Genomic DNA, 22,850 nt, shown 5'->3' on the forward strand with positions numbered 1-22,850 from the left:
TTCCGGGCTTTTCAGTGTCCAAAAGGCAGTTCAAGCAAAAGGAAAACCGCAGCGATGGCGTACTACCGCACTCCTCATGACGTTACCGCTCTGCCCGCCTGGCAAGCGTTGAAAGACCACCGCCAAGCCATGCAGGATTTCAGCATGCGCGAGGCGTTCAATGCCGATCCGCAGCGCTTCAGCCAATTCACCCTGAGCAGCTGCGGGCTGTTTCTCGACTATTCGAAGAACCTGATCACCAGCGAAACCCGCGACCTGCTGGTGAACCTGGCCAAGGAAGTCGGCCTCTCAGACGCCATCAAGTCCATGATCACCGGCGAACTGGTCAACGCTTCCGAAGGCCGCCCGGCCTTGCACACCGCACTGCGCCGCCCGGTGGGCGACAAGCTGTCGGTGAACGGTGTCAACGTGATGCCCGAAGTGCACAAGGTACTGAACCAGATCACCGAGCTGGTGGGCCGCATCCACGACGGCCTGTGGCGCGGCTACACCGAGAAGCCCATCACCGACGTGGTGAACATCGGCATCGGCGGCTCCTTCCTCGGCCCGGAGCTGGTTTCCGAAGCGCTGTTGTCCTACGCCCAGAAAGGCGTGCGCTGCCATTACCTGGCGAACATCGATGGCAGCGAGTTCCATGAGCTTTCTGCGAAAATCCGTGCAGAAACTACGCTATTCATCGTTTCCTCCAAGTCTTTCAATACCCTCGAAACCCTGAAGAACGCCCAGGCAGCACGGGCCTGGTACCTGGCCCAGGGCGGCTCGGAGGCCGAACTGCACCGCCACTTCATCGCCGTGTCGAGCAACAATGCGGCGGCAGTGGCCTTCGGCATTCGCGAAGAGAACATCTTCCCGATGTGGGACTGGGTCGGCGGGCGCTACTCGCTGTGGTCCGCCATCGGCCTGCCGATCGCCCTGGCCATCGGCATGTCCAACTTCAAGGAGCTGCTGTCCGGTGCCTACACCATGGACCAGCATTTCCAGAGCGCCCCATTCGAACAGAACATGCCGGTGCTGCTGGCGCTGCTGGGCGTGTGGTACGGCAATTTCTGGGGCGCGCAGAGCCACGCGATCCTGCCGTACGACCACTACCTGCGCAACATCACCAAGCACTTGCAACAATTGGACATGGAATCCAACGGCAAGAGCGTGCGCCAAGACGGCACCCCGGTGGCCACCGATACCGGCCCGGTGATCTGGGGCGGCGTGGGCTGCAACGGCCAGCATGCCTACCACCAGTTGCTGCACCAGGGCACCCAATTGATTCCGGCCGACTTCATCGTGCCGATCGTCAGCTTCAACCCGGTGGCCGACCACCATCAATGGCTGTACGCCAACTGCCTGTCCCAGAGCCAGGCACTAATGCTGGGCAAGACCCGCGCCGAAGCCGAGAGCGAACTGCGCGAGAAAGGCCTGAGCGAAGCCGAAATCGCGAAGCTGGCACCGCACAAGGTGATTCCCGGCAACCGTCCGAGCAACACCCTGGTGGTGGAGCGCATCAGCCCGCGGCGCCTTGGCGCACTGGTGGCGCTGTATGAACACAAGGTCTTCGTGCAAAGCGTGGTCTGGGGCATCAACGCCTTCGACCAGTGGGGCGTGGAGCTGGGCAAGGAGCTGGGCAAAGGCGTCTACAACCGCCTGGTCGGCAGCGACGAAACCCTGGCCGACGACGCATCGACCCAAGGCCTGATCAACTACTTCCGCGGCCGTCACCGCGGCTGATCGACCCTGTCACCCCAGGAGCCGGCCACACCGGCTCCTGTCCGGGCCCCTGCCCTTCCCCACTTGAACCTTCCCGGCACTTGTGCGCACCCTTATGACTTGTCGCAAAACAAGAATAAGGAACCGTCATGTTCGATATCAGCACTTTTCCGAAAGCCGATGCCGTCCGCCGGGCGGCACAAATGAGCCAGGACGACTACCACCACCTCTACCGCCAGTCCATTGAGCAGCCGGACCAGTTCTGGGCCGAGCAGGCCAGGCGCTTCCTGCACTGGAGCAGCCCCTGGGACAGCGTCCACAGCCACGACATGCGCACCGGCGAGGCCAACTGGTTTCGCGGTGGCCAACTCAACGTCAGCTACAACTGCATCGACCGTCATCTGGAAAAACGCGGCAATCAGGCGGCGATCATCTGGGAAGGTGACAACCCGGCAGACTCCCAGCGCATCACTTACCAGGAACTCCACGACCGGGTCTGCCGCCTGGCCAACGTGCTGAAAAGCCGTGGCGTGAAGAAGGGCGACCGGGTGTGCATCTACATGCCGATGATTCCCGAAGTGGCCTACGCCATGCTCGCCTGCACCCGGATCGGCGCGGTGCATTCGGTGGTGTTCGGCGGTTTTTCGCCGGAGGCCCTGCGCGACCGCATTCTCAACGCCGACTGCCGCACCGTGATCACCGCCGACGAAGGCGTGCGCGGCGGCAAACTGATTCCGCTGAAGAGCAACGTCGACAAGGCCCTGCTCAGTTGCCCGGATGTCAGCAGCGTGCTGGTGGTCGAACGCACCCGCAACCCGGTGAACTGGGTGCCAGATCGCGACATTTCCTATGAACAGGCCGTGGCTGGCGCTAGCAACCAATGCGCCCCCGAGCCGATGGACGCCGAAGACCCGCTGTTCATCCTCTACACCTCCGGCAGCACCGGCAAACCCAAGGGCGTGCTGCACACCACCGGCGGCTACCTGCTACAGGCCGCCATGACCTTCAAGTACGTGCTGGACTACCGCGACGGTGAGGTCTTCTGGTGCACCGCCGACGTCGGCTGGGTCACCGGCCACAGCTACATCCTCTACGGCCCCCTGGCCAACGGCGCGACCACGCTGATCTTCGAAGGCGTGCCCAACTACCCCAGCACCTCGCGTTTCTGGGAGGTGGTGGACAAGCATCAGGTGAACATCTTCTACACCGCGCCCACCGCTCTGCGTGCCCTGATGCGCGAAGGCAGCGCCCCGCTACAGAACACCTCCCGCGCCAGCCTGCGCTTGCTCGGCAGCGTCGGCGAGCCGATCAACCCGGAAGCCTGGGAGTGGTATTTCAACGTGGTCGGCGAACAACGCTGCCCGATTGTCGATACCTGGTGGCAGACCGAAACCGGCGGCATCATGCTCAGCCCCCTGGTCAGCGCCCGGCAGATCAAGCCCGGATGCGCCTCGACCCCGATGTTCGGCGTACAACCGGTGCTGCTGGACGACCAGGGCAAGGAAATCCATGGGGCAGGCAGCGGCATCCTGGCAATCAAGGCCAGTTGGCCGGCGCAGATCCGTAGCGTCTATGGCGATCCCAAGCGCATGGTCGAAACCTATTTCGCTCCCTACCCCGGCTATTACTTCACCGGTGATGGTGCCCGGCGCGACGAGGATGGCAGCTACTGGATCACCGGGCGCATCGACGACGTGATCAACGTTTCCGGGCACCGCATCGGCACCGCCGAAGTGGAAAGCGCCCTGGTGCTGCACGACAGCATCGCCGAAGCGGCGGTGGTCGGTTACCCCCATGATCTCAAGGGCCAGGGAATCTATGCCTTCGTCACACCGATGCAGGGCGTCGAGCCCGACGAGGCACTGAAGAAGGAACTGCTGGCCCTGGTCAGCCGCGAGATCGGCAGTTTCGCCAAGCCGGAGCTGATCCAGTGGGCTCCGGCCCTGCCGAAAACTCGCTCGGGCAAGATCATGCGGCGTATCCTGCGCAAGATCGCCTGCAACGAACTGGATACCCTGGGTGACACTTCGACCCTGGCGGACCCCAGCGTGGTGGACGGCCTGATCGACAAACGCCTGAACGTTTGAAACCGGCGCGGCATCCGCCGCGCTTCTTTTTTAAATAGCCACACCGAGCTGTCATGGAATTCATTCGCAGCCGCATCGAAAGCCAGGTCATGAGCCTGTCCGGCCTGTCTCTGGGCCAACTCGACCTGGAACATCCCAAAGGTGACCCCGGCCTGTTCGGGCCGGGGTCCGTCAGTTGGCAGGTGCACGCCGACTTCAGCAGCATGCTGATCGGCGGCATCAGCGCCCTGTTGATGCAGGCCCTGCATCCTCTGGCCTTGGCCGGCGTCTGGGATCACTCGAACTTTCGCCAGGACATGATCGGCCGGCTGCGCCGCACCGGGCAGTTCATCTCCGGCACCACCTTCGGCTCCCGCCAGGACGCCGAATGGCTGATCGACAAGGTACGCAGCATTCACTTGCACATAGTCGGCACCGCCCCCGATGGCCGCCCCTATGCCGCCAGCGACCCCGATCTGCTGACCTGGGTTCACGTGGCTGAGGTCAGCAGCTTTCTTGCCGCGCACTTGCGTTACCTCAACCCTCATCTCTCCGGGGCTGACCAGGATCGCTACTACGACGAGATCGCCCTGATCGCCGAACGCCTGGGAGCCCGGGACGTGCCGCGCTCGCGACGCGCCGTGGCCGACTACCTGCAGGCCATGCGCCCCCAACTGCTCTGCGACCAGCGCAGCCGGGAGGTCCTGCGCCTGCTGCTGGCTGCCCCAGCCCCCAGCCGCCTGGCCAAACCCTTCGGTTCGTTGATGATGCAGGCCGGCATCGACCTGCTGCCGGACTGGGCCAGCGCCATGCTCGAGGTCAATCAGAACCCGCTGCAACGCCAACTGATTCGTGCCAGCGTCAAGCGCAGCACGCCGATGCTGCGCTGGGCGGTACGGGACAGTTCCGTGCACCGGGCGAAACGACGCATGGGCCTGTAAAAACCGACCGTTCAAGCACAACCCGACCGGCCGGTTCGCGATTGGCCGGCTCCCGGGGTTGTGTGCAACCATGATTTCGCCAATTTCCAGTGCCTGTGCCGCCCGGCCAACACCCGCACCACGCCACAGGTCCCCGCCACCGAACACAAGGACCCGATCATGCAAGACGTCGTAATCGTTGCCGCCACCCGCACCGCCGTGGGCAGTTTCCAGGGCTCCCTGGCGAACATTCCCGCCGTTGACCTGGGCGCCGCGGTCATCCGCCAATTGCTGGCCCAGACCGGCATCGACCCGGCCCAGGTCGACGAAGTGCTCATGGGCCAGGTGCTCACCGCCGGCGCCGGGCAGAACCCCGCCCGCCAGGCCGCGATCAAGGCCGGCCTGCCCCACGCGGTACCCGCCATGACCCTGAACAAGGTCTGCGGCTCCGGCCTCAAGGCCCTGCACCTGGGCGCCCAGGCCATCCGCTGCGGCGATGCCGAGGTGATCATCGCCGGCGGCCAGGAAAACATGAGCCTGTCCAACTACGTGCTGCCCGGCGCCCGCACCGGCCTGCGCATGGGCCACAGCCAGATGGTCGACTCCATGATCAGCGACGGCCTGTGGGATGCCTTCAACGACTACCACATGGGCATCACCGCCGAGAACCTGGTGGAGAAATACGGCATCAGCCGTGAAGCCCAGGACGCCTTCGCCGCCGCTTCCCAACAGAAAGCCGCGGCGGCCATCGAGGCCGGGCGCTTTGTCGACGAGATCACCCCGATCCAGATTCCCCAGCGCAAGGGCGAGCCGCTGACCTTCGCCACCGACGAACAGCCGCGCCCCGGCACCACCGCCGAGGCCCTGGCCAAGCTCAAGCCGGCGTTCAAGAAAGACGGCAGCGTCACCGCCGGCAACGCCTCGGCGCTGAACGACGGCGCTGCCGCGGTGATGCTGATGAGCGCCAGCAAGGCCCGGGCCCTGGGCCTGCCGGTGCTGGCAAAAATTGCCGCCTACGCCAACGCCGGCGTCGACCCGGCGATCATGGGCATCGGCCCGGTCTCGGCCACCCGCCGCTGCCTGGACAAGGCCGGCTGGACCCTGGACCAGCTGGACCTGATCGAAGCCAACGAAGCCTTCGCCGCGCAGTCGCTGTCGGTGGCCCAGGAACTGGAATGGGACGCCAGCAAGGTCAACGTCAACGGCGGTGCGATCGCCATCGGCCACCCGATTGGTGCATCGGGCTGCCGGGTGCTGGTGACCCTGCTGCATGAAATGATCAAGCGTGATGCCAAAAAGGGCCTGGCGACCCTGTGCATCGGCGGCGGCCAGGGCGTGGCCCTGGCGATCGAGCGCTAACCTCCGCGCAAAACCGCCCTCCTTGTAGGAGCTGGCTTGCCAGCGAAGGTGCCCGTGAGAGCGCTTTCGCCAGCAAGCTGGCTCCTACAGGCAAGGCGCGTGCACGATCGCCTTCGCCAGCAAGCTGGCTCCTACGGGCAAGGCGTGCGCATGATCGTCTTTGCCGGCAAGCTGGCTCCTACAACGGACGGGACGCTGGTAAACTGCCGCGCCTCACTCCTCAGCTCCAAGGCGCTCCGCATGTCCTCCTTGAATCAGGCGCTGCGCGCCGCTCTCGATCACCGCCAGGACCTGCTCGCCGAGCTGCATCAGCAAGGCACCGACTGCTATCGCCTGTTCCACGGCAGCCAGGAGGGTGCCGGCGGCCTGACCATCGACCGCTATGGCCCGCAATTGCTGGTACAGAGCTTTCACCAGACGCTGGAACGCGACGCCCTGCTGCAACTGCACGACAGCATCAATCAGCATCTGAACCTGTCGACCCTGCTGGTCTACAACGACCGCTCCCGGGGCAACTCGCGGATCGACCGCGAAGACTCGGTGTACCGCGCCGAAGAGGCTGCCCTCGAGGACCTGGTTGGCCACGAATGGGGCCTGAATTACCGCGTGCGTGGACGCCACGCCGGGCAGGACCCACTATTGTTTCTCGACCTGCGCAACGCCCGTGGCTGGGTCAAGCAACACAGCGCGGGTAAAAGCGTGCTCAACCTCTTCGCCTACACCTGTGGCGTAGGCCTCAGCGCCGCAGCTGGCGGCGCGCGCGAGGTGTGCAACCTGGACTTCGCCGAGGGCAACCTGGCCGTCGGACGGGAGAACGGCCAGCTCAACCCGCAATTGCCACAGATGCAGTTCGTGCAGTCGGACTATTTCCCGGCCATCCGCCAACTGGCGGGCCTGCCCATCAGCCAGCGCCGCGGGCAGAAACTGCCCAGCTATCCGCGCCTTGAACAGCGCCAGTACGACCTGGTACTGCTGGACCCGCCAGCCTGGGCCAAGAGCGCCTTCGGTACGGTCGACCTGCTGCGTGATTACCAGAGCCTACTCAAGCCGGCACTGCTGGCCACCGCCGAAGACGGCGTGCTGATCTGCTGCAACAACCTGGCCAAGGTCTCGATGCCGGACTGGCGTGAACAAGTATTGCGCTGCGCCGAGAAGGCCGGGCGTCCGGTGCGCGACTGCCAGGTCTTGGTACCCGCCGTGGACTTCCCTTCCCAAGACGGGCAACCCCCACTGAAAACCTTGATCCTGCAACTTTGACCAAGAGCAGGAAATCTGAACAATCCTGAAGACTGGAGTGGTTTCGGAACCGTAAACGCGTGCCATACTCCAAGGCACTTCCGATTCAGATAGATGAAGCCTCGCATGACCAAAGGATTGATTCGCGCTCTTTGCGCCTTGTTGACCGCTCTCGCCCTTTACAGTCTGCTGGGCTTTCTGATTCTGCCGGGCATTGCCTTGCGGGTGGCCAACCAGCAATTGGCCAACTACGCCACCACCCCAGCCCATATCCAGCGCATCGAGCTCAATCCCTTCAGCCTGGAGCTGACCCTCTGGGGCCTGAGCATCGGTGAACCTGGCAAGGAGCAGATCGCCTTCGATCGCCTCTACGCCAATCTGCAATTGGACAGCCTGTGGAAACGTGCGCTGCACCTGGCGGATGTCGAGCTGGACCAGCCCAAGACCGAAATCCTCTTCGACAAGGAAGGCAAGCTCAACCTCCTGGCCCTGTTCAAGCTGCCGGCCAGCGAACCGACCCCAAGCGACCCCAACGCCAAACCCTTCCCGGTACGCATCGAACGCATCAATCTGGCCGGCGGCTACCTGCATTTCCAGGACCTGCGCCCCAGCGAACCCATCGAATTCCTCTACAACAAGCTCGATTTTGAGCTGAAGAACCTCAGTACCCTGCCGGACGACAGCGCCGACATGACGCTGGTGGCCACCGGCCCCGAGGGCGGGCAGATCGACTGGAGCGGCAACTTCAGCGTGACGCCGCTGACCTCCGAAGGCACCTTGAAAGTCACCGACGGCAAGATGAAAGCCTGGTGGCCCTATGTGCGCGATGCGGTGCCGCTGGTGCTGGAAGACGGCGTGGTCAACCTCAGTACCCACTACAAATTCAGCCTGACCAAGGAAACCGAGCTGCTGCTGGACAACACCTCCATCAGCGTCGCGCCCTTTGCCATCAAGGCCCCGGACGGTCGCCCACTGGCGCGTCTGGAGCGCCTGGACGTCAGCGAAACCACAGTCGACCTGGCCAAGCAGCACGTGATTGTCGGCAAGGTCCGCAGCCAAAAGCTCGAAACCTGGGCCGCCCTTGAAGCCGACGGCCAGTTGGACTGGCAAAAGCTCTTCGCCAGTCAGCCGGCCAAACCGGCGCCAAAACCCGAGCCGGCCGCCGCCGACGCCCCCAAGGAACCGGCAGTACCGAGCAAACCCTGGCAGGTGCTGCTCAAGGACGTGCAACTGCGCAACTACCAGGTGCACCTGGCCGATCGCAAGGCCAAGCCCGCCGTAGCCCTGGAGCTGGGGCCGCTGAACCTGGACCTGCAGAACTTCGACAGCCTCAACCAGTCGCCCTTCACCCTCAAGCTCGATACTGGCCTGGGCAAACAAGGCAAGGTCAACGCCACTGGCGAGGTCAACCTCAACCCCGTCAGCGCCAAACTCAAGGTGCAGACCCGGGACATCGACCTGCGCGTCGCCCAGTCCTATATCAGCCCGTTCATCCGCCTGGAACTGCGCAGCGGCATGCTCGGCAGTGACCTGGCAGTGGACCTGAAGAAAGTCGAACCCCTGACTTTCAGCGTCACCGGCCGGGCCAATGTGGACCAGTTGCACACCCTGGACACCCTCAAGACCCGCGACTTCGTGAAATGGAAACAAGTGGTGGTCGAAGGCCTGAACTATCAGCACGGTGACAGCCTGACCATCAGCCGGGTCAACCTGATGCAGCCCTATGCACGCTTCATCATCAACGATGACCGCACCACCAATATCGACGACCTGCTGATTCCACAACCACCCAGCAGTGGTGGCAAATCCTCGACGAAGTCCGAGCCCAGCTCAAGCAAGCCCCTGGGCATCCACATCGGTGAAATCGCCATCAACGACGGTTCGGCGAACTTCGCCGACCTGAGCCTGACGCCTAACTTCGCTACCGCCATCCAGCAGCTCAACGGCCATGTCGGCACCATCGACAGCCGCCAGGCCAAGCCGGCAGACGTGGACGTCAAGGGCAAGGTCGACCGCTATGCGCCGGTGACCATCAAGGGCAGCGTCAACCCGTTCGATCCGATGGCCGCCCTGGATATCGCCACCAGCTTCAAACGAGTTGAACTGACCACCCTGACCCCCTACTCCGGGAAATTCGCCGGTTTCCGCATCCGCAAGGGCCGGCTCAACCTCGACCTGCACTACATGATCACCAAGGGCCAGCTCAAGGCCGAGAACAAACTGGTGGTCGAGCAGTTGCAACTGGGGGAAAAGGTCGACAGCCCGGACGCCGTGGATCTGCCGATCCGCCTGGCAGTGGCCTTGCTGAAAGATACGGACGGCAAGATCTCCATCGAGCTGCCTATCTCCGGTGATTTGAACAACCCGCAGTTCAGCGTGATGCCGATTGTCTGGCAGACCCTGCGCAATCTGGTGCTGCGCGCCGCCCAGGCACCCTTCAAGTTCATTGGCGGGCTGGTCAGCGGTGGTGGCTCGGAAGACCTGAGCAACGTGTCCTTCGCTCCAGGCTCCAGCGACCTGAGCAAGGAATCCGAGTCGGCCCTGACCACCCTGGCCAAGGCGCTCAAGGAGCGTCCGACCCTGCGCCTGGAAATCGAAGGTACCAGCGCCCAGAGCAGTGACGGCCCGCTGATCGCCGAGCAGCGGCTGGAGCGCGAATACCAGTACAACTACTACAAGATCCTCCAGCGCCGCGGTGACAAGGTCCCCGCCCAGGCGTCCCTGCTGCAGGTTCCCGAGGGCGAAAAAGCCCCTCTGCTGGAAGGCATCTACCGCACCCGCCTGAAACAGCAGCCGCCGGCGGAATGGACCCAGCTCAGCCGCGACGAACGCAGCGCCAAGCTGCGTGAAGGTTTGATCAAGTTCTGGAGCAGCAGCGACGTGCTGTTGCGACAACTGGGTCAGGAGCGCGCCAGCAGCATCAAGGACTTCCTGGTGGACAAGGGCCAACTGGCCGACGACCGGGTCTACTTCATCGATGCCAACCTGGGCCAGGCCGAAAGCGATGGCCGGGTCGTCACCCCGCTGCACCTGGACAGCGAATAAACCTCTCGCGCCGGGCTCCACCCAGCCCGGCCGGTATCTCCTGCAGCGCCTGCCTGGCGCCCACAATAGAACAGGCCCCGACACTCAGTGCCGGGGCCTGTAATGATCACTTCCCTGTGATCTTCCGCATGAACCCTTTTGAGAAGCGGCAGACGTATCACTCGGCTCGTCTACCGCACCCTCTCCCTGTCCAGGCGAGAAGCGTGAGTGTTACTCGGCTTTCAGGCCGTCAGCAGAAACTGCCTTGACGCCTTTGATTTTCTTGGTGATGGCCACGGCGGTAGCTTTCTGAGCCTCGGTTACCGCAACAGTGGACGACAGCGAAACAACGCCCTTGTTGGTTTCAACCTTGATGTCGGTGCCAGGAATGCCTTTCTCGGTTACCAGATCGCTTTTCACTTTGGTGGTGATCCAGGTATCGGAGGTGGCCTCTTTGGCCTTGGTCACTTCACCGGCAGCCACCACCATGGGCGACTGGGTGTTTTGAGTGGTCTGCGCAAATGCTGCGTTAGCCATGGTCAGGGTCAGAGCGGTAGCAGTTGCGGCAGCGATAGCGAACTTCTTCATACGAGTAACTCCTGTTCTTTAAGAAAGCCTGCGCCGTGTCCTGGCAACAGGGTTATGAGGGATATTGCAGGTGCTGTGCCAAGTCTGGGAGCCTATAAATATTCATAAAAATCAATAAGTTATAAAATCCAAAATAATTCGGCATCATGCAAAATGCATGACTGCCCGCCAATCTGCATGCAAGTTGCGGCTTTTTCAGCGCGGCCTGGCCAATCGTGAAAAGCCTCCTCAAGCCCCCTCCGCACCACAGCCTTTGGGCGCATAGTCGGCCTCCACAGTGGTGGTGCATGTCCATCCTGAAGTCGCCGAACGGGTCAGGGTCAGGGTCTTGTTCAGCACCGGCCCCGGCGCATTGAGCAGGGTGCAGCCAATGCTTCCTTCACCGGTGGCCGCCGTCCCGCCGGCACTCATCCGGCAGTTGGCGGTCTGGGCCGTGCCCCCGGCCAGGGCCAGGGTCGGATCGGTCCCCTGGTTCAGCAGATCCTCGACGTTGACCTTCAGGGCCGACGCCTCGGCCAGGGCGGCAATCACCTTGGCCCGCGCCTGGTACTTGGCATACATCGGCATCGCCACGGTGGCGAGGATGCCGATGATGGCTACCACCACCAGCAATTCGATCAGGGTAAAACCGGATTGATGTTTCATGGGTTGCCTCCTGGCATGGACGAATGTTGCATGAGCACAAAGGCGTGAAGCACAGCCTGTGCCAGGGGATAACCCACGGATTACGTGGCCTGCAGGCGCGATAGCCCATGGCCTTGAGCGCAAGGAGTCGCACAAACTGACAAATTTCGTCAGCCCCTGCCCCTCTCGGGCAGCGCCTCGCCAGCTAGGCTTGGACAGGTGCATGGCGACCCGACAGTCGGCTCGCGCCCCCACCAAGGAACGTCCGGGGGTCAGGGTGATCTATCACCCGTTCGAACACAGCAGGGCGCTTGCGCCTCCCTATCCACCCTTGCACCAAGGATCGAACCATGGCGGTAAAAGCACCCGCGACCAGTGTCTATCTCTGGCACGGCACCGACAGCCAGGGCCGCCCCCTCACCGGAGAACTCAGCGCCGCGACCCCGGCCCTGATCAGGGCGCAATTGCGCAGACAGGGCATCACCCCAACCCGAGTCCGACGCAAACCCAAGGGCTGGCTGCGCCTGCATCAGCGAGTAGGGGCACGGGACATTGCCCTGCTCACCCGGCAGTTGGCCACGCTGATGCAGGCCGGGGTGCCGCTGCTGCAATCCTTCGACATCATTGCCGAAAGTTTCGAGCATCCGCAGATGCGTCAACTGCTGGCCAGCCTCAAGCGCGACATCGAGGCCGGCTCCAGCCTGGCCACGGCATTGCGCAGACAGCCGCGCCACTTCGACCCGCTGTACTGCAACCTGGTGGACGCCGGCGAGCAGGCCGGCGCCCTGGATACCCTGCTGGAAAGAGTCGCCACCTATAAGGAAAAGAGCGAGAACCTGAAGGCGCGGCTGAAGAAAGCCATGGTCTATCCCTTGGCGGTGATCGGCGTGGCGGTCGTGGTCAGCAGCATCCTGCTGCTCAAGGTGGTCCCCCAGTTCCAGAGCTTGTTCGCCGGTTTCAATGCCGAGCTGCCACTGCTCACCCAGTGGGTCATCGCTCTGTCACATTTCATCCAGCAGCAGGGGGCGCTGCTGCTGGCTGCCGGTGTGCTGGGCGGGCTCGCAGCGCGCCTGGCCTATCAGCGCTCCCCGAGCTTGCGTGACCGCCTGGATGTCGGCCTTTTGCACATGCCCCTGGCCGGGCCACTGCTGCATAAATCCGCGGTGGCCCGCTACGCACGGACCCTGGCCACCACCTTCGCCGCCGGCGTTCCCCTGGTACAGGCCCTGGATTCAGTGGCCGGAGCCAGCGGCAACCCTGTCTTCAGGCAAGCGGTGCAACGGATCCGCCAGCAGGTCGCCGCCGGCATGCAATTGAACTTTGCCATGCGCGCCAGCGGCGTCTTCCCGACCATGGCGATCCAGATGACCGCCATCGGCGAAGAGTCCGGAACCCTGGATCATCTGCTGGAAAAAGTCGCGATCCATTACGAGGTCGAGGTGGACAACCTGGTGGACAGCCTGACCAGCCTCATGGAGCCGTTGATCATGGTGGTCCTGGGGGGTATCGTCGGCGCCCTGGTGGTTGCCATGTACCTGCCTATCTTCCAACTCGGTACAGCGATCTGAACATGCCCCTGACTGACGCCCTCACTCTCTACCCCATGGCATTCGTGGCTGCGGCCCTGGTATTGGGCCTGATCGTCGGCAGCTTTCTCAACGTGCTGGTGTGGCGCCTGCCGAAAATGCTCGAACGCGACTGGCGAGCCCAGGCCCGCGACGTGCTGGGGCTGGAGCCGGAACCAGTGACTGCGCCCTATAACCTGATGCTGCCGCGCTCCCAGTGCCCGCACTGTGCGCAGGCAATCCGCCCCTGGGAAAACATTCCGCTGCTCAGTTACCTGTGGCTGCGTGGCCGCTGCGCCCACTGCAATAGCTCCATCAGCCCGCGCTACCCGTTGACCGAACTGGCTTGCGGGCTGATCTCGGGTTTTATCGCCTGGCACTTCGGCTTCGGCTGGGCGGCCGGGCTGATGCTGATCCTCAGTTGGGGGCTGCTGGCAATGAGCCTGATCGACGCCGATCACCAGTTGCTGCCGGATGTGCTGGTGCTGCCACTGTTGTGGCTGGGGCTGATCGCCAACAGTTTCGGCCTGCTGATCAGCCTGGAGGATGCGCTGTGGGGGACGGTGATCGGCTACCTGTTCCTGTGGTCGGTGTTCTGGCTGTTCAAGCTGCTGACCGGCAAGGAGGGCATGGGCCACGGTGATTTCAAGCTGCTGGCCCTGTTCGGGGCCTGGGGCGGCTGGCAGATCCTGCCGCTGACCCTGCTGCTGTCATCCCTGTTGGGGGCGATTCTCGGCACGATCCTGCTGCGCCTGCGCCGGGAAAAGACCTCGACGCCAATCCCCTTTGGACCCTTTCTGGCCATTGCCGGCTGGATTGCCTTGCTCTGGGGTGGTCAAATAACCGACTTCTATCTGCAGTTTGTCGGTTTCCAATGACTCGCTCCGTTAACACACCCTGGACCCTCGGCCTGACCGGCGGCATCGGCAGCGGCAAAAGTGCCGCCGCCCAGCACTTCATCGACCTGGGGGTACATGTGATCGATGCCGATCATGCCGCCCGCTGGGTAGTGGAGCCCGGCCGCCCGGCCCTGGAACAGATTGCCCGGCACTTTGGCCAAGGCGTGCTGCAGGCCGACGGCCAACTGGATCGCGCGGCTCTGCGCAAGCTGATCTTCGAGGTACCCGAACAGCGTCGCTGGCTGGAGGCCCTGCTGCACCCGCTGATCGCCGAGGAAATTGTCAGCCACCTGGCCCGCGCCGAATCGCCCTACGCAATCCTGGTGTCGCCGCTGCTGATCGAATCCGGCCAGTCGCGGATGACCCAGCGGATTCTGGTGATCGACGTGCCCCAGCAACTGCAGATCGAGCGTACCCTGCAGCGCGACCAGATCAGCGAACAGCAGGTCCAGGCGATTCTCCAGGCCCAGGCCAGCCGTGAGGAACGCCTGCGCCATGCCGATGACGTGCTGGTCAACGACCGCGACCACGCCTGGTTGCGCAGCGAGGTCGAGCGCCTGCATCACTTTTACCTAACTTTGCGTGGAGGCCAGTCATGAGCCAACCCCTGACCGTCGAATGCCCAACCTGTGGCGCCCCTGTGGAATGGACCGCGACCAACATCAACCGGCCCTTCTGTTCCGATCGCTGCAAGCTGATCGACCTGGGCGCCTGGGCTGCCGAGGAGCACAAGATTCCGGTGAGCCCGGATGCCGAGGACGAGCTGTTCTCCGAAGAGCTGCCCCCTCGCGCTCACTGAGTGCTCACCCCGGCGCCGGTCAGGGCCGCATGAAGCTGTAGTCCTGATCGTCGTCGAGGTTCTCCGCTAGAAACTGCAGCTCGTCTGCCAGGTCCTCGATGCTGCGCACACTCTTGCTTTGCTGCACCACCGCACTGAGCAGGGCGCGCAGGCTCAACCCCGGTTCAAAACCTTCCTGCTGAGCATTGTGCAGACTGTCGCGCACTTCCTGCCGGGCCCACTGGTAGACACTCATGACCGCACTCCTGAGATTTTTACCGAGCATGCAGCCCGGCAAAACACCGTGGATTGATATGGATCAAGGGCGCGGATCCTCGTCTTTCCAGGGCGCCGACAGGTAGCGGGTGCGGTTGAAGGTTTCCAGCCATTCCGGGCAGAACACCACCAGGGCGCTGATCACCATGCCGTTGATAAAGGCTTCCGGGAAGATGATCAGCCACAGGTAGCCGACAAAATCTTCCAGCCATTCGGGCATGGCAAAGCGTTCGTCGAACCACAGCAGGCCCAGGCCGCAGAGCAGGCATAACAATGCCGAGAGTGCCGCGGCAAAGAACCCCGAGCAGAAGATATAGACGAAGGGACTGCGCGGTTGGGCCCGTTCCACCAGCCAGGCGCAGGCCTCGGTGACCGCCACCGGCAGCAGGATCAGCAAGGCTCCATTGACCCCCAGCGCCGCCAGGTCCTGCCGGCCCAGGGCCAGCAGGCCCAACTGTGCGATCAAGCCGCCAACTATCGCCAGCGGCCAGTCCAGCAGCAGGGTTACTGCGGTCATGCCGATGAAGTGGTAGGAGACCCCGGTGTCGAAATCCCGGCGCACCAGCCACAGCAGAAACAAGGCGAACACCGTGCCAAACAGCAAGTGCTGGCGCCGGCTGTCGGTAAACAGCTCGACCCAGGGCGCCCGCAGTACCGCCCAGATCAGTACTGGCACATACAGCAGCCAGCCGCCAATCAGGCTTTGCGGCGACAGCAGCGCCGCGCTGATCATGGCTGGGCCCGCTCCAGCGCCGCAGCCAATTGCGCGGCCGTGGCGAACGCCTGCCGGGCGACCAGTTGCCCATCCTGCAGCTGCAGCCACAGCACCTGATCCTCGGCGGCGGGATAGCGTGGTGCCACGCGCCCATCGCGATCGAGCATCACTCGGTAGGGGTAATCCTTCATGGCCGGCACCGCAAACAGTTTGGCGATCACTGTCGGCATGCGCTGGATATCGGCGACAAACACCCCGTGGCGCTCCTGCAGGTAGCCCTTGGGTTTGTCCTTGAGCGCCGCGTTCACCACTTTGGCGGCGTCCATGCTGCGTGCCACCAACAGGATCCGCGCCTGGGAATCGAGGCTGTAGGGCTGGTCGAATTGATCCAGCAGGGTCCAGGGCGCCAGGCGCTCTCCTATTTCCAGGGCCTGGGCCCACAACGGCAACAGGGCCAGCAACAGCATTGACCAGCGCTTCACTGCGCACTCCTTATCGAATGGTTGGACGGCAAACAGTCTACACCGCCCTTGGGCAGGCTCCAGCGAGGTTGCCGGCAACGCCTGCGGAGGTTTTTGCACGGCCGTGGTTTTTAAGGTCATATTTGAGCGCTAAGCTTGGGGGTATGGATGACTCAGATTTTTTGCGCCTGCTTACCATCCAGGCCGAACAAGCCAACGCGTTCCTGTCCAATGCCCGCAAATGGGAGCGTGAGCGTTGGGTCTGCCAGCGCCTGCTGCAAGGCCTGAACATTCCCTACCGCAACGACGAGTTCACCGCCGCCGGGCAAGAGCCCCCCGATGTGCTGTTTCGCGAGGCCAGCTTCGAAGTGTTCTTCGTCCTCGACGAAGGCCGCAGGCTCAACGATGAATGGCGCGACGAATTGCAGCGCCGGCGCAGCGCGTTCTCCCTGAGCCAGCTGGTGCGCCGCGAAGCCAAGCCCAAGCGCATCCCGGCTAGCGAACTGTTGCTGCGCCTGGCACCGACCTTGCGCAAGAAGGCCCACAACTATCAGGAGCGCGGAATGAACCTCGGCGAGCTGGACATCATTGCCTTCGCCGCCCTGAAACGCGAAGTCCTGGACCTCAACAGCCACTTCCCGCCCCCCACCGAATACCTGCGCCAGGGCTGGCGCTCGCTGTCCCTGGTGGGGCCGACGTTCGCCCGCGTGCTGTTCGCCCACCCGGATGCGCCGGAGTTCCTGCGCAGCAACCTGGGCCGCAGCATCCTCTTCGACGTCGGCATCAGTTTGTAACGCCGGTCAATGCGGCCTGTGTAGCCATGGCGCAATCCGCCCGGCAATGGTAAAAAAGCACACTTGCCTGCCAACGCCGGGCCCGTGCCAGCGAGCCCTCACGCGGCAGCGGCTATGCTCCGTTCATGCCGGATAACACCGCGCTGTAACATTCCTCAACGTTGCGACGTCTATCTGACGAGGTCTTTTATGAGCAGCCGCCTGAACCCCGACGACCAACGCCATGTCGAAGAATACCTGCAACTGCCCCAGCATCGAGTCGAGCGCCGGCCCTTCCGGCCGTGGATGCTCCTCGTGGTGGTGATTGCGGTGACTGTCGCCCTGGGCCTGTTGAGCCGTTTCATCAGTTACCTGACGCTATGAGCTGCTTCGCGCTCGCTCGGTTGACTGCACCGATTTCTTTTAGCCTTGCGAGATATCCCCATGACTCATCGTATTGTCATCGTTGGCGGCGGCGCCGGCGGCCTGGAGTTGGCGACCCGCCTGGGTAAGACTCTGGGCAAGCGCGGCACCGCCAGTGTGATGCTGGTGGACGCCAACCTGACCCACATCTGGAAACCGCTGCTCCACGAAGTGGCTGCCGGTTCGCTGAACTCTTCCGAAGACGAACTCAACTACGTCGCCCAAGCAAAATGGAACCACTTCGAGTTCCAGCTGGGCCGCATGAGCGGGCTCGATCGGCAGCGCAAGAAGATCCAACTGGCCGCCACCTACGACGAAGAAGGCGTGGAGCTGTTACCGGCCCGGGAGCTGGGCTACGACACCCTGGTGATCGCCGTGGGCAGCACCACCAACGACTTTGGCACCCAAGGCGCGGCCCAGCATTGCCTGTTCCTCGACACCCGCAAGCAGGCCGAGCGTTTCCACCAGCAACTGCTTAACCACTACTTGCGAGCCCATGCCGGGCAGACCGATACCGTGGAGCAGATCAGCGTGGCCATCGTCGGCGCCGGCGCCACTGGCGTGGAACTGGCGGCAGAACTGCACAACGCGGCCCATGAACTGGCGGCCTACGGGCTGGACCGGATTCTCCCGGAAAACATGCACATCACCCTGATCGAGGCCGGGCCACGGGTGCTGCCTGCCCTGCCCGAACGCATCAGCGGCCCGGTGCACAAGACCCTGGAGAAACTCGGGGTCAAGGTGCTGACCAACGCCTCGGTCAGCGAAGTGACCGCCGACAGCCTGATCACCGCCGACGGCCAGACCATTCCCGCCAGCCTCAAGGTCTGGGCCGCGGGCATTCGCGCGCCAGGCTTCCTCAAGGACATCGACGGCCTGGAGACCAACCGCATCAACCAACTGCAGGTACTACCGACCCTGCAGACCACTCGCGACGAGAACATCTTTGCCTTCGGCGACTGCGCCGCCTGCCCGCAACCAGGCAGCGACCGTAATGTGCCGCCACGGGCCCAGGCCGCGCACCAGCAAGCCTCGTTGCTGGCCAAGTCGCTGAAGCTGCGCATCGAAGGCAAGGACCTGCCGACCTACAAGTACACCGACTACGGCTCACTGATCTCGCTGTCGCGCTTCTCGGCGGTGGGCAACTTGATGGGCAACCTCACTGGCAGCGTGATGCTCGAAGGCTGGCTGGCGCGGATGTTCTACATCTCGCTGTATCGCATGCACCAGATGGCGCTGTACGGAGTCTTCCGCACCGCGATGCTGATGCTTGGCAGCCGAATCGGCCGCGGTACCGATCCACGCCTGAAGCTGCACTAGGCCCCTGAAAAACCACGCCCCCCGCTACGTAACGTAGCGGGGGCTGCTGGCGTGCGGTTACAGGCATTCATCGAGAAAACTCACGACGGTGCCCATGCAGGCGACCCGCTCCTCGACGTGGGGCATGTGGCTGGAGTGTTCGAACAACGCCAGGCGAATGCCGGGAATCTTCTCCAGGTAGGGTCTGACCACAACGGGCGTGGCTTCATCGTAGCGGCCACAGATCAAAAGCGTCGGCACCTCGATGCGTTCCAGGCGCTCGACGATGCTCCAGTCCCGCAGGTTGTCCATCAGCGGAAAACCTCCCCCCCGCTCCGCGCCATCGGTACCACGGCCCTGGGCAAACATCCGCGCCACCTCTTCAGGCCACGGGCGCAGCCGACATACATGCCGTTCAAAGTACAACTGCCAGGCCTGCACATATTCGGCGCCACGAGGGGAGCCCGGCTGCTCATGCCAGGCCAGCACCTGCAACGCTTCCTCAGGCAGGGCTGTGCGCAGTTTCAGGGTCTCGGCTTCCCAGGTGCGCATGTCGGCTGGCGCATTGGCCAGGATCAGCGCACGCAAGCCGGCCGGCGCGCGCACCCCGTGCTCGCTGGCCAGCGCAGCTCCCCAGGAGTGACCCAGCAGGGCGTAGTCCTGGCTGATGCGCAGGTGGTCCAGGAGGTTGTCCAGCTGCTCCAGGTAGAGTTCAAGGCTCCAGAACGACGGCGGCTTGCCATCCAGACGAGTGGAGAGGCCACTTCCCAGGTGATCGAATTGAACGATCGCCCGACCACTGGCGGCCACATCCCTGAAGGCGTCCAGGGTGTCATGGGTGCAGCCCGGACCGCCGTGCAGAATCACCAGGGGCGTAAGTCCGCTGTGCAGATCCCCGGTGACCCGATACCACGTCTGATGGACGCCAAAGGAGGCATAGCCTTCCAGTGGTGGTTTGCTTGCATTCATTGCGCATCGCTCCCTGATGACAATCAGCCTGTGTCGTTCAATCTTCCGTTCCGCGCTCCAACGCCTCCAGTGCGGCAGAGCCTGTGCTACTCGCCTCAGTTACCCAGCAGGCGATAGTGAATCGCGCGAACCACCGCCTGAACCCGATTCCTGGCGCCCAGCTTGTGCATCGCCGAGGTCAGGTGCAGGTTGATCGTGGCCTGCGAACGCTGCAGGCGCTCGGCAATCTCGCCGGAAGTCATGCCCTCTGCAGCCCATTTCAGGCACTCGCGTTCACGCCGGGTCAGATCAACCGGATAACTGCGAACGCATTTGCTGAGCTGTGGATAGAGATGCTCCTGCAACGCATGAGCAAGCAGGGTGAAGTGGCCCTGAACCTGTTGCAAGTCCTGTAATGCCACCGTGGCATTGCCGGAGCGCAAACCGGTGAGGCTGGCGAAACCGCCCCTGGGTAAATGGATGGGCACGGTCATGCCGTGGGCCATTTGATGATGGTGCAGGTAACTGGATACCGGAGCGTGCTGCTGCCCGAGGGCCTGACGCAGGACGGTTTCCGCCTCGGGCTTGTAGGACCAGATAAAGGGCGAGGAACTGTCCAGAGCAACCTGCTGGACCGGGTCGATATGGTAGTAACCCTGATCGCACCAGAGCTCCAGCCAGTCCCTGGGGGTATTGCAGACCATGGCACTGGGGATGATCAGCTCGCCTGCCTGATCGAAAGGCACCGGGCTGTAGTCATAAACCAGGGCATCGAAACCCAGTTCCGAGGCCAGTGTCATGGTTCCCGTCATTCGCTCATGCAGCGAGTTTCCGGACAAAAGATGGGTATCAAATTCCGCGAGCCTGCTCTGCATCCTTGCCGCTCCCTTACTGTTGATCCTTAACAGCGAAGGGCCAGAATGCCACGCCCGGCAGCAACGGGCCAGGCAAAACCTATAAGAAATACCAGGTTTGCGGTACAACCAGCACTTGCCCCGGCGTCATCGGCGCCCATGGCCATGACCCGCAAAACAGCGCTGACAACCAGCTCAAGGTCGGTACCGCACATGCCTGCCCCCGCCCTATCTGCTGCAATGCAGTGTCACGGCCCACCCCGTGTGGCGCCATGCATCGCTCATAGCAGACAAGGACCCAGGCCATGCAGATGCCCCAGACGCTTGAGTTGCACAACGGTGACAAAGCCCCTGCCACCTTCTCCCCCAAAGAATACGCTCGACGCCTGGGCGCCCTGCGGGCCTACATGGCGCAACAGGACATTGACGCCGCGCTGTTCACCTCGTACCACAACATCAACTACTACGCCGGCTTCCTGTATTGCTCCTTCGGCCGCCAGTACGCCCTCGTGGTGACCCAGGAACACAGCGTGCTGATCAGCGCCAATATCGACGGCGGCCAACCGGGACGGCGGGCGACCTGCGATGCCCAGGTGATCTACACCGACTGGCAGCGGGGCAATTTCTTCGTCGCGGTCAAGCAGGCCCTGCCCCGCGCTTCGCGCCTGGGGCTGGAGTTCGATCATCTGACCCTGCCCAATCACCGGGCCTTTGCCGAGCTCTATCCCCAGGCACAGTTACTGGACATCGCCGCGCCCTGCATGAACCTGCGCATGCTCAAGTCCGCCGAAGAGCAAGCGCTGATCCGCCAGGGTGCGCGGATTGCAGACATCGGCGGGGCCGCCGCCATCGAAGCCCTGCACGACCAGGTACCGGAATACGAAGTGGCCGGACACGCCACCCAGGCCATGGTGCGGGCGATTGCCGAGGCGTTTCCGGGGGCCGAACTGATGGATACCTGGACCTGGTTTCAGTCCGGGCTCAATACCGATGGCGCCCACAATCCACTGACCTCGAGACGGGTCAGCCCAGGAGAAGTGCTGAGCCTCAACTGCTTCCCGATGATCGCCGGCTACTACACCGCCCTGGAGCGCACGCTGTTCCTCGGCCATTGCCCCGACGCCTGCCTACGATTGTGGGAGATCAACGTCCAGGTGCATGAAGCCGGGCTGCAACTGGTCAAGCCCGGCGCACGCTGCAGCGATATCGCTCGACAACTGAACGCCCTCTACCTGGAACACGACCTGCTGCAATACCGTACCTTCGGCTATGGCCATTCGTTCGGCATCCTCAACCACTACTATGGGCGCGAGACCGGGCTGGAGTTTCGTGAGGATGTGGAGACCATTCTTGAGCCCGGCATGGTGGTGTCCATCGAACCGATGATCAGGCTGCCCGAAGGCCTGCCCGGTGCCGGCGGTTATCGGGAACACGACATCCTGATCGTCGACGAGCACGGCGCGTGCAATATCACCGGGCTGCCGTACGGGCCGCGGTACAACATCATTGGCAGTTGACTCAACTGCCTGGAAAACGCCCTCCCCCACAGAAAAGGCTCGCCGCTTCAGCCATGACTCGAGTCATCAGCCAAATACAGTGACGGAGAACATTCAGCACAAGCACAATCGAGGCATCAAGGGCCGTAGGTACCCTACCCAGGCTCGACGCCAGCGGGGCTGCGAACTTTTCCACGGACATACGAAAAAGGGCACCTCAATGAGGTGCCCTTTTTCGTGAATATGGTCGGGGTAAGGGGATTCGAACTCCTGACATCCTGCTCCCAAAGCAGGCGCGCTACCGGACTGCGCTATACCCCGGTAAAAAAAAGGCACCTTCTAGAGGCGCCTTCTTCGAACAGCGCTTTTGGCCTCTGTTCTTAAGATTCGATTCCAGCGCTAACTGGTTTCAAAAATGGTGGGTCGTGTGGGATTCGAACCTACGACCAATTGGTTAAAAGCCAACTGCTCTACCAACTGAGCTAACGACCCAAAAATGGTCGGGGTAAGGGGATTCGAACTCCTGACATCCTGCTCCCAAAGCAGGCGCGCTACCGGACTGCGCTATACCCCGGTTTGAAATTGGCTCCGTGACCAGGACTCGAACCTGGGACCCAATGATTAACAGTCATTTGCTCTACCGACTGAGCTATCACGGAACTACATATTTCAAGTTACAACTTTTTACTTCATCCTCTTCGACTTGTTCGTATCGCTACGTTCATGTCTCTGAGGCGCGCTATTTTACAATCTTAAAAACCCCTGTCAACCCCTTAAATTGCTTTTAAGACAATGATTTGCGACTTCATTGCCGGTTTCTTCTTGAACAGAAAAAACCTCGGGGGTGA

The 22,850-nt window shown here is 62.7% G+C and carries 21 protein-coding genes and 4 tRNA genes; 14 read left to right on the forward strand and 11 right to left on the reverse strand.

Going from position 1 to position 22,850, the window contains the following annotated elements; all coding sequences use genetic code 11:
• The first annotated feature begins 54 nt into the window (after positions 1-54).
• The 6 genes from pgi to PFLCHA0_RS26210 all read left to right on the forward strand — a co-directional run bounded on the left by pgi (position 55) and on the right by PFLCHA0_RS26210 (position 10,324).
• Positions 55-1,719, forward strand: coding sequence for a glucose-6-phosphate isomerase (gene pgi, locus PFLCHA0_RS26185; protein ID WP_011063513.1), 1,665 nt, complete (start codon positions 55-57; stop codon positions 1,717-1,719).
• A gap of 128 nt (positions 1,720-1,847) precedes the next feature.
• Positions 1,848-3,785, forward strand: coding sequence for an acetate--CoA ligase (gene acs, locus PFLCHA0_RS26190; RefSeq protein ID WP_011063514.1), 1,938 nt, complete (start codon positions 1,848-1,850; stop codon positions 3,783-3,785).
• Between the two features lie 53 nt (positions 3,786-3,838).
• The gene (locus tag PFLCHA0_RS26195) at positions 3,839-4,705 is read left to right on the forward strand and encodes an oxygenase MpaB family protein (RefSeq protein ID WP_011063515.1); all 867 of its coding nucleotides are present in this window, start codon (positions 3,839-3,841) and stop codon (positions 4,703-4,705) included.
• Between the two features lie 159 nt (positions 4,706-4,864).
• Complete coding sequence (locus PFLCHA0_RS26200; RefSeq protein ID WP_015637063.1) at positions 4,865-6,043, forward strand: acetyl-CoA C-acetyltransferase; 1,179 nt, start codon at positions 4,865-4,867, stop codon at positions 6,041-6,043.
• A gap of 240 nt (positions 6,044-6,283) precedes the next feature.
• Positions 6,284-7,300 carry a class I SAM-dependent rRNA methyltransferase gene (locus PFLCHA0_RS26205; protein WP_041752589.1) on the forward strand — a complete coding sequence of 339 codons (1,017 nt, stop codon included), beginning with the start codon at positions 6,284-6,286 and terminating at the stop codon, positions 7,298-7,300.
• Positions 7,301-7,405: 105 nt separating this feature from the next.
• Entirely contained in the window at positions 7,406-10,324 is a 2,919-nt protein-coding gene (locus tag PFLCHA0_RS26210) for a DUF748 domain-containing protein (protein WP_041752592.1), read from the forward strand.
• Between the two features lie 210 nt (positions 10,325-10,534).
• On the opposite strand, the gene PFLCHA0_RS26215 is transcribed toward PFLCHA0_RS26210, so the two are convergent.
• Positions 10,535-10,891 carry a BON domain-containing protein gene (locus tag PFLCHA0_RS26215; RefSeq protein ID WP_011063519.1) on the reverse strand — a complete coding sequence of 119 codons (357 nt, stop codon included), beginning with the start codon at positions 10,889-10,891 and terminating at the stop codon, positions 10,535-10,537.
• Between the two features lie 228 nt (positions 10,892-11,119).
• Positions 11,120-11,536, reverse strand: coding sequence for a pilin (locus PFLCHA0_RS26220; RefSeq protein WP_011063520.1), 417 nt, complete (start codon positions 11,534-11,536; stop codon positions 11,120-11,122).
• A gap of 329 nt (positions 11,537-11,865) precedes the next feature.
• Here PFLCHA0_RS26220 and PFLCHA0_RS26225 point away from each other — a divergent pair, with 329 nt between their 5' ends.
• The 4 genes from PFLCHA0_RS26225 to yacG are packed head-to-tail and all read left to right on the forward strand — an operon-like array spanning position 11,866 to position 14,778.
• A complete protein-coding gene (locus PFLCHA0_RS26225) occupies positions 11,866-13,083 on the forward strand; it encodes a type II secretion system F family protein (RefSeq protein WP_015637067.1) in 1,218 nt (405 codons plus the stop codon).
• Between the two features lie 2 nt (positions 13,084-13,085).
• Positions 13,086-13,958 carry a prepilin peptidase gene (locus PFLCHA0_RS26230; RefSeq protein WP_015637068.1) on the forward strand — a complete coding sequence of 291 codons (873 nt, stop codon included), beginning with the start codon at positions 13,086-13,088 and terminating at the stop codon, positions 13,956-13,958.
• Entirely contained in the window at positions 13,955-14,578 is a 624-nt protein-coding gene (gene coaE / locus PFLCHA0_RS26235) for a dephospho-CoA kinase (RefSeq protein WP_011063523.1), read from the forward strand. The genes PFLCHA0_RS26230 and coaE overlap by 4 nt, the downstream gene beginning before the upstream one ends.
• Entirely contained in the window at positions 14,575-14,778 is a 204-nt protein-coding gene (yacG, locus tag PFLCHA0_RS26240) for a DNA gyrase inhibitor YacG (RefSeq protein ID WP_015637069.1), read from the forward strand. The genes coaE and yacG overlap by 4 nt, the downstream gene beginning before the upstream one ends.
• A gap of 19 nt (positions 14,779-14,797) precedes the next feature.
• Here the strand turns inward: yacG and PFLCHA0_RS26245 are convergent, their stop codons facing one another.
• The 3 genes from PFLCHA0_RS26245 to PFLCHA0_RS26255 form a co-directional block, all read right to left on the reverse strand.
• Positions 14,798-15,013 carry a hypothetical protein gene (locus PFLCHA0_RS26245; protein ID WP_011063525.1) on the reverse strand — a complete coding sequence of 72 codons (216 nt, stop codon included), beginning with the start codon at positions 15,011-15,013 and terminating at the stop codon, positions 14,798-14,800.
• A 63-nt stretch (positions 15,014-15,076) separates the two neighbouring features.
• On the reverse strand, positions 15,077-15,766 hold the full coding sequence (locus PFLCHA0_RS26250; RefSeq protein WP_015637070.1) for an energy-coupling factor ABC transporter permease: 690 nt from the start codon (positions 15,764-15,766) through the stop codon (positions 15,077-15,079).
• A complete protein-coding gene (locus tag PFLCHA0_RS26255; protein WP_026019989.1) occupies positions 15,763-16,230 on the reverse strand; it encodes a hypothetical protein in 468 nt (155 codons plus the stop codon). The genes PFLCHA0_RS26250 and PFLCHA0_RS26255 overlap by 4 nt, the downstream gene beginning before the upstream one ends.
• A gap of 143 nt (positions 16,231-16,373) precedes the next feature.
• On the opposite strand from PFLCHA0_RS26255, the gene PFLCHA0_RS26260 reads away from it, so the two are divergent.
• The 3 genes from PFLCHA0_RS26260 to PFLCHA0_RS26270 all read left to right on the forward strand — a co-directional run bounded on the left by PFLCHA0_RS26260 (position 16,374) and on the right by PFLCHA0_RS26270 (position 18,725).
• Complete coding sequence (locus PFLCHA0_RS26260) at positions 16,374-17,003, forward strand: DUF1780 domain-containing protein (protein WP_011063528.1); 630 nt, start codon at positions 16,374-16,376, stop codon at positions 17,001-17,003.
• 189 nt (positions 17,004-17,192) lie between these two features.
• Entirely contained in the window at positions 17,193-17,366 is a 174-nt protein-coding gene (locus PFLCHA0_RS26265; RefSeq protein WP_015637073.1) for a DUF3094 family protein, read from the forward strand.
• A 60-nt stretch (positions 17,367-17,426) separates the two neighbouring features.
• Entirely contained in the window at positions 17,427-18,725 is a 1,299-nt protein-coding gene (locus tag PFLCHA0_RS26270) for an NAD(P)/FAD-dependent oxidoreductase (RefSeq protein ID WP_015637074.1), read from the forward strand.
• A 57-nt stretch (positions 18,726-18,782) separates the two neighbouring features.
• On the opposite strand, the gene PFLCHA0_RS26275 is transcribed toward PFLCHA0_RS26270, so the two are convergent.
• Together PFLCHA0_RS26275 and PFLCHA0_RS26280 are read right to left on the reverse strand one after the other, a co-directional pair.
• Positions 18,783-19,673: a proline iminopeptidase-family hydrolase gene (locus tag PFLCHA0_RS26275; RefSeq protein WP_015637075.1), complete on the reverse strand. Its 891-nt coding sequence runs from the start codon at positions 19,671-19,673 to the stop codon at positions 18,783-18,785.
• 95 nt (positions 19,674-19,768) lie between these two features.
• The gene (locus tag PFLCHA0_RS26280) at positions 19,769-20,527 is read right to left on the reverse strand and encodes a LuxR family transcriptional regulator (protein WP_015637076.1); all 759 of its coding nucleotides are present in this window, start codon (positions 20,525-20,527) and stop codon (positions 19,769-19,771) included.
• A 284-nt stretch (positions 20,528-20,811) separates the two neighbouring features.
• Between PFLCHA0_RS26280 and PFLCHA0_RS26285 the strand changes: the two genes are divergently transcribed.
• Positions 20,812-22,023, forward strand: coding sequence for an aminopeptidase P family protein (locus PFLCHA0_RS26285; RefSeq protein ID WP_015637078.1), 1,212 nt, complete (start codon positions 20,812-20,814; stop codon positions 22,021-22,023).
• A 223-nt stretch (positions 22,024-22,246) separates the two neighbouring features.
• On the opposite strand, the gene PFLCHA0_RS26290 is transcribed toward PFLCHA0_RS26285, so the two are convergent.
• The 4 genes from PFLCHA0_RS26290 to PFLCHA0_RS26305 all read right to left on the reverse strand — a co-directional run bounded on the left by PFLCHA0_RS26290 (position 22,247) and on the right by PFLCHA0_RS26305 (position 22,661).
• Positions 22,247-22,323: transfer RNA gene (locus PFLCHA0_RS26290), tRNA-Pro, on the reverse strand.
• 95 nt (positions 22,324-22,418) lie between these two features.
• Positions 22,419-22,494 (reverse strand) — tRNA-Lys (locus PFLCHA0_RS26295).
• 5 nt (positions 22,495-22,499) lie between these two features.
• A tRNA-Pro gene (locus PFLCHA0_RS26300) sits at positions 22,500-22,576 on the reverse strand.
• A gap of 9 nt (positions 22,577-22,585) precedes the next feature.
• A tRNA-Asn gene (locus PFLCHA0_RS26305) sits at positions 22,586-22,661 on the reverse strand.
• Between the last annotated feature and the right edge of the window lie 189 nt (positions 22,662-22,850).

It is taken from the genome of Pseudomonas protegens CHA0, from assembly GCF_000397205.1.
Classification (GTDB): domain Bacteria; phylum Pseudomonadota; class Gammaproteobacteria; order Pseudomonadales; family Pseudomonadaceae; genus Aquipseudomonas; species Aquipseudomonas protegens.

Bases quoted from the DNA above. Each gene is read 5' to 3' on its own strand.
- pgi (WP_011063513.1), top strand. From the start codon at position 55: ATGGCGTACTACCGCACTCCTCATGACGTTACCGCTCTGCCCGCCTGG.
- acs (WP_011063514.1), top strand. From the start codon at position 1,848: ATGTTCGATATCAGCACTTTTCCGAAAGCCGATGCCGTCCGCCGGGCG.
- PFLCHA0_RS26195 (WP_011063515.1), top strand. From the start codon at position 3,839: ATGGAATTCATTCGCAGCCGCATCGAAAGCCAGGTCATGAGCCTGTCC.
- PFLCHA0_RS26200 (WP_015637063.1), top strand. From the start codon at position 4,865: ATGCAAGACGTCGTAATCGTTGCCGCCACCCGCACCGCCGTGGGCAGT.
- PFLCHA0_RS26205 (WP_041752589.1), top strand. From the start codon at position 6,284: ATGTCCTCCTTGAATCAGGCGCTGCGCGCCGCTCTCGATCACCGCCAG.
- PFLCHA0_RS26210 (WP_041752592.1), top strand. From the start codon at position 7,406: ATGACCAAAGGATTGATTCGCGCTCTTTGCGCCTTGTTGACCGCTCTC.
- PFLCHA0_RS26215 (WP_011063519.1), bottom strand. From the start codon at position 10,891: ATGAAGAAGTTCGCTATCGCTGCCGCAACTGCTACCGCTCTGACCCTG.
- PFLCHA0_RS26220 (WP_011063520.1), bottom strand. From the start codon at position 11,536: ATGAAACATCAATCCGGTTTTACCCTGATCGAATTGCTGGTGGTGGTA.
- PFLCHA0_RS26225 (WP_015637067.1), top strand. From the start codon at position 11,866: ATGGCGGTAAAAGCACCCGCGACCAGTGTCTATCTCTGGCACGGCACC.
- PFLCHA0_RS26230 (WP_015637068.1), top strand. From the start codon at position 13,086: ATGCCCCTGACTGACGCCCTCACTCTCTACCCCATGGCATTCGTGGCT.
- coaE (WP_011063523.1), top strand. From the start codon at position 13,955: ATGACTCGCTCCGTTAACACACCCTGGACCCTCGGCCTGACCGGCGGC.
- yacG (WP_015637069.1), top strand. From the start codon at position 14,575: ATGAGCCAACCCCTGACCGTCGAATGCCCAACCTGTGGCGCCCCTGTG.
- PFLCHA0_RS26245 (WP_011063525.1), bottom strand. From the start codon at position 15,013: ATGAGTGTCTACCAGTGGGCCCGGCAGGAAGTGCGCGACAGTCTGCAC.
- PFLCHA0_RS26250 (WP_015637070.1), bottom strand. From the start codon at position 15,766: ATGATCAGCGCGGCGCTGCTGTCGCCGCAAAGCCTGATTGGCGGCTGG.
- PFLCHA0_RS26260 (WP_011063528.1), top strand. From the start codon at position 16,374: ATGGATGACTCAGATTTTTTGCGCCTGCTTACCATCCAGGCCGAACAA.
- PFLCHA0_RS26265 (WP_015637073.1), top strand. From the start codon at position 17,193: ATGAGCAGCCGCCTGAACCCCGACGACCAACGCCATGTCGAAGAATAC.
- PFLCHA0_RS26270 (WP_015637074.1), top strand. From the start codon at position 17,427: ATGACTCATCGTATTGTCATCGTTGGCGGCGGCGCCGGCGGCCTGGAG.
- PFLCHA0_RS26275 (WP_015637075.1), bottom strand. From the start codon at position 19,673: ATGAATGCAAGCAAACCACCACTGGAAGGCTATGCCTCCTTTGGCGTC.
- PFLCHA0_RS26280 (WP_015637076.1), bottom strand. From the start codon at position 20,527: ATGCAGAGCAGGCTCGCGGAATTTGATACCCATCTTTTGTCCGGAAAC.
- PFLCHA0_RS26285 (WP_015637078.1), top strand. From the start codon at position 20,812: ATGCAGATGCCCCAGACGCTTGAGTTGCACAACGGTGACAAAGCCCCT.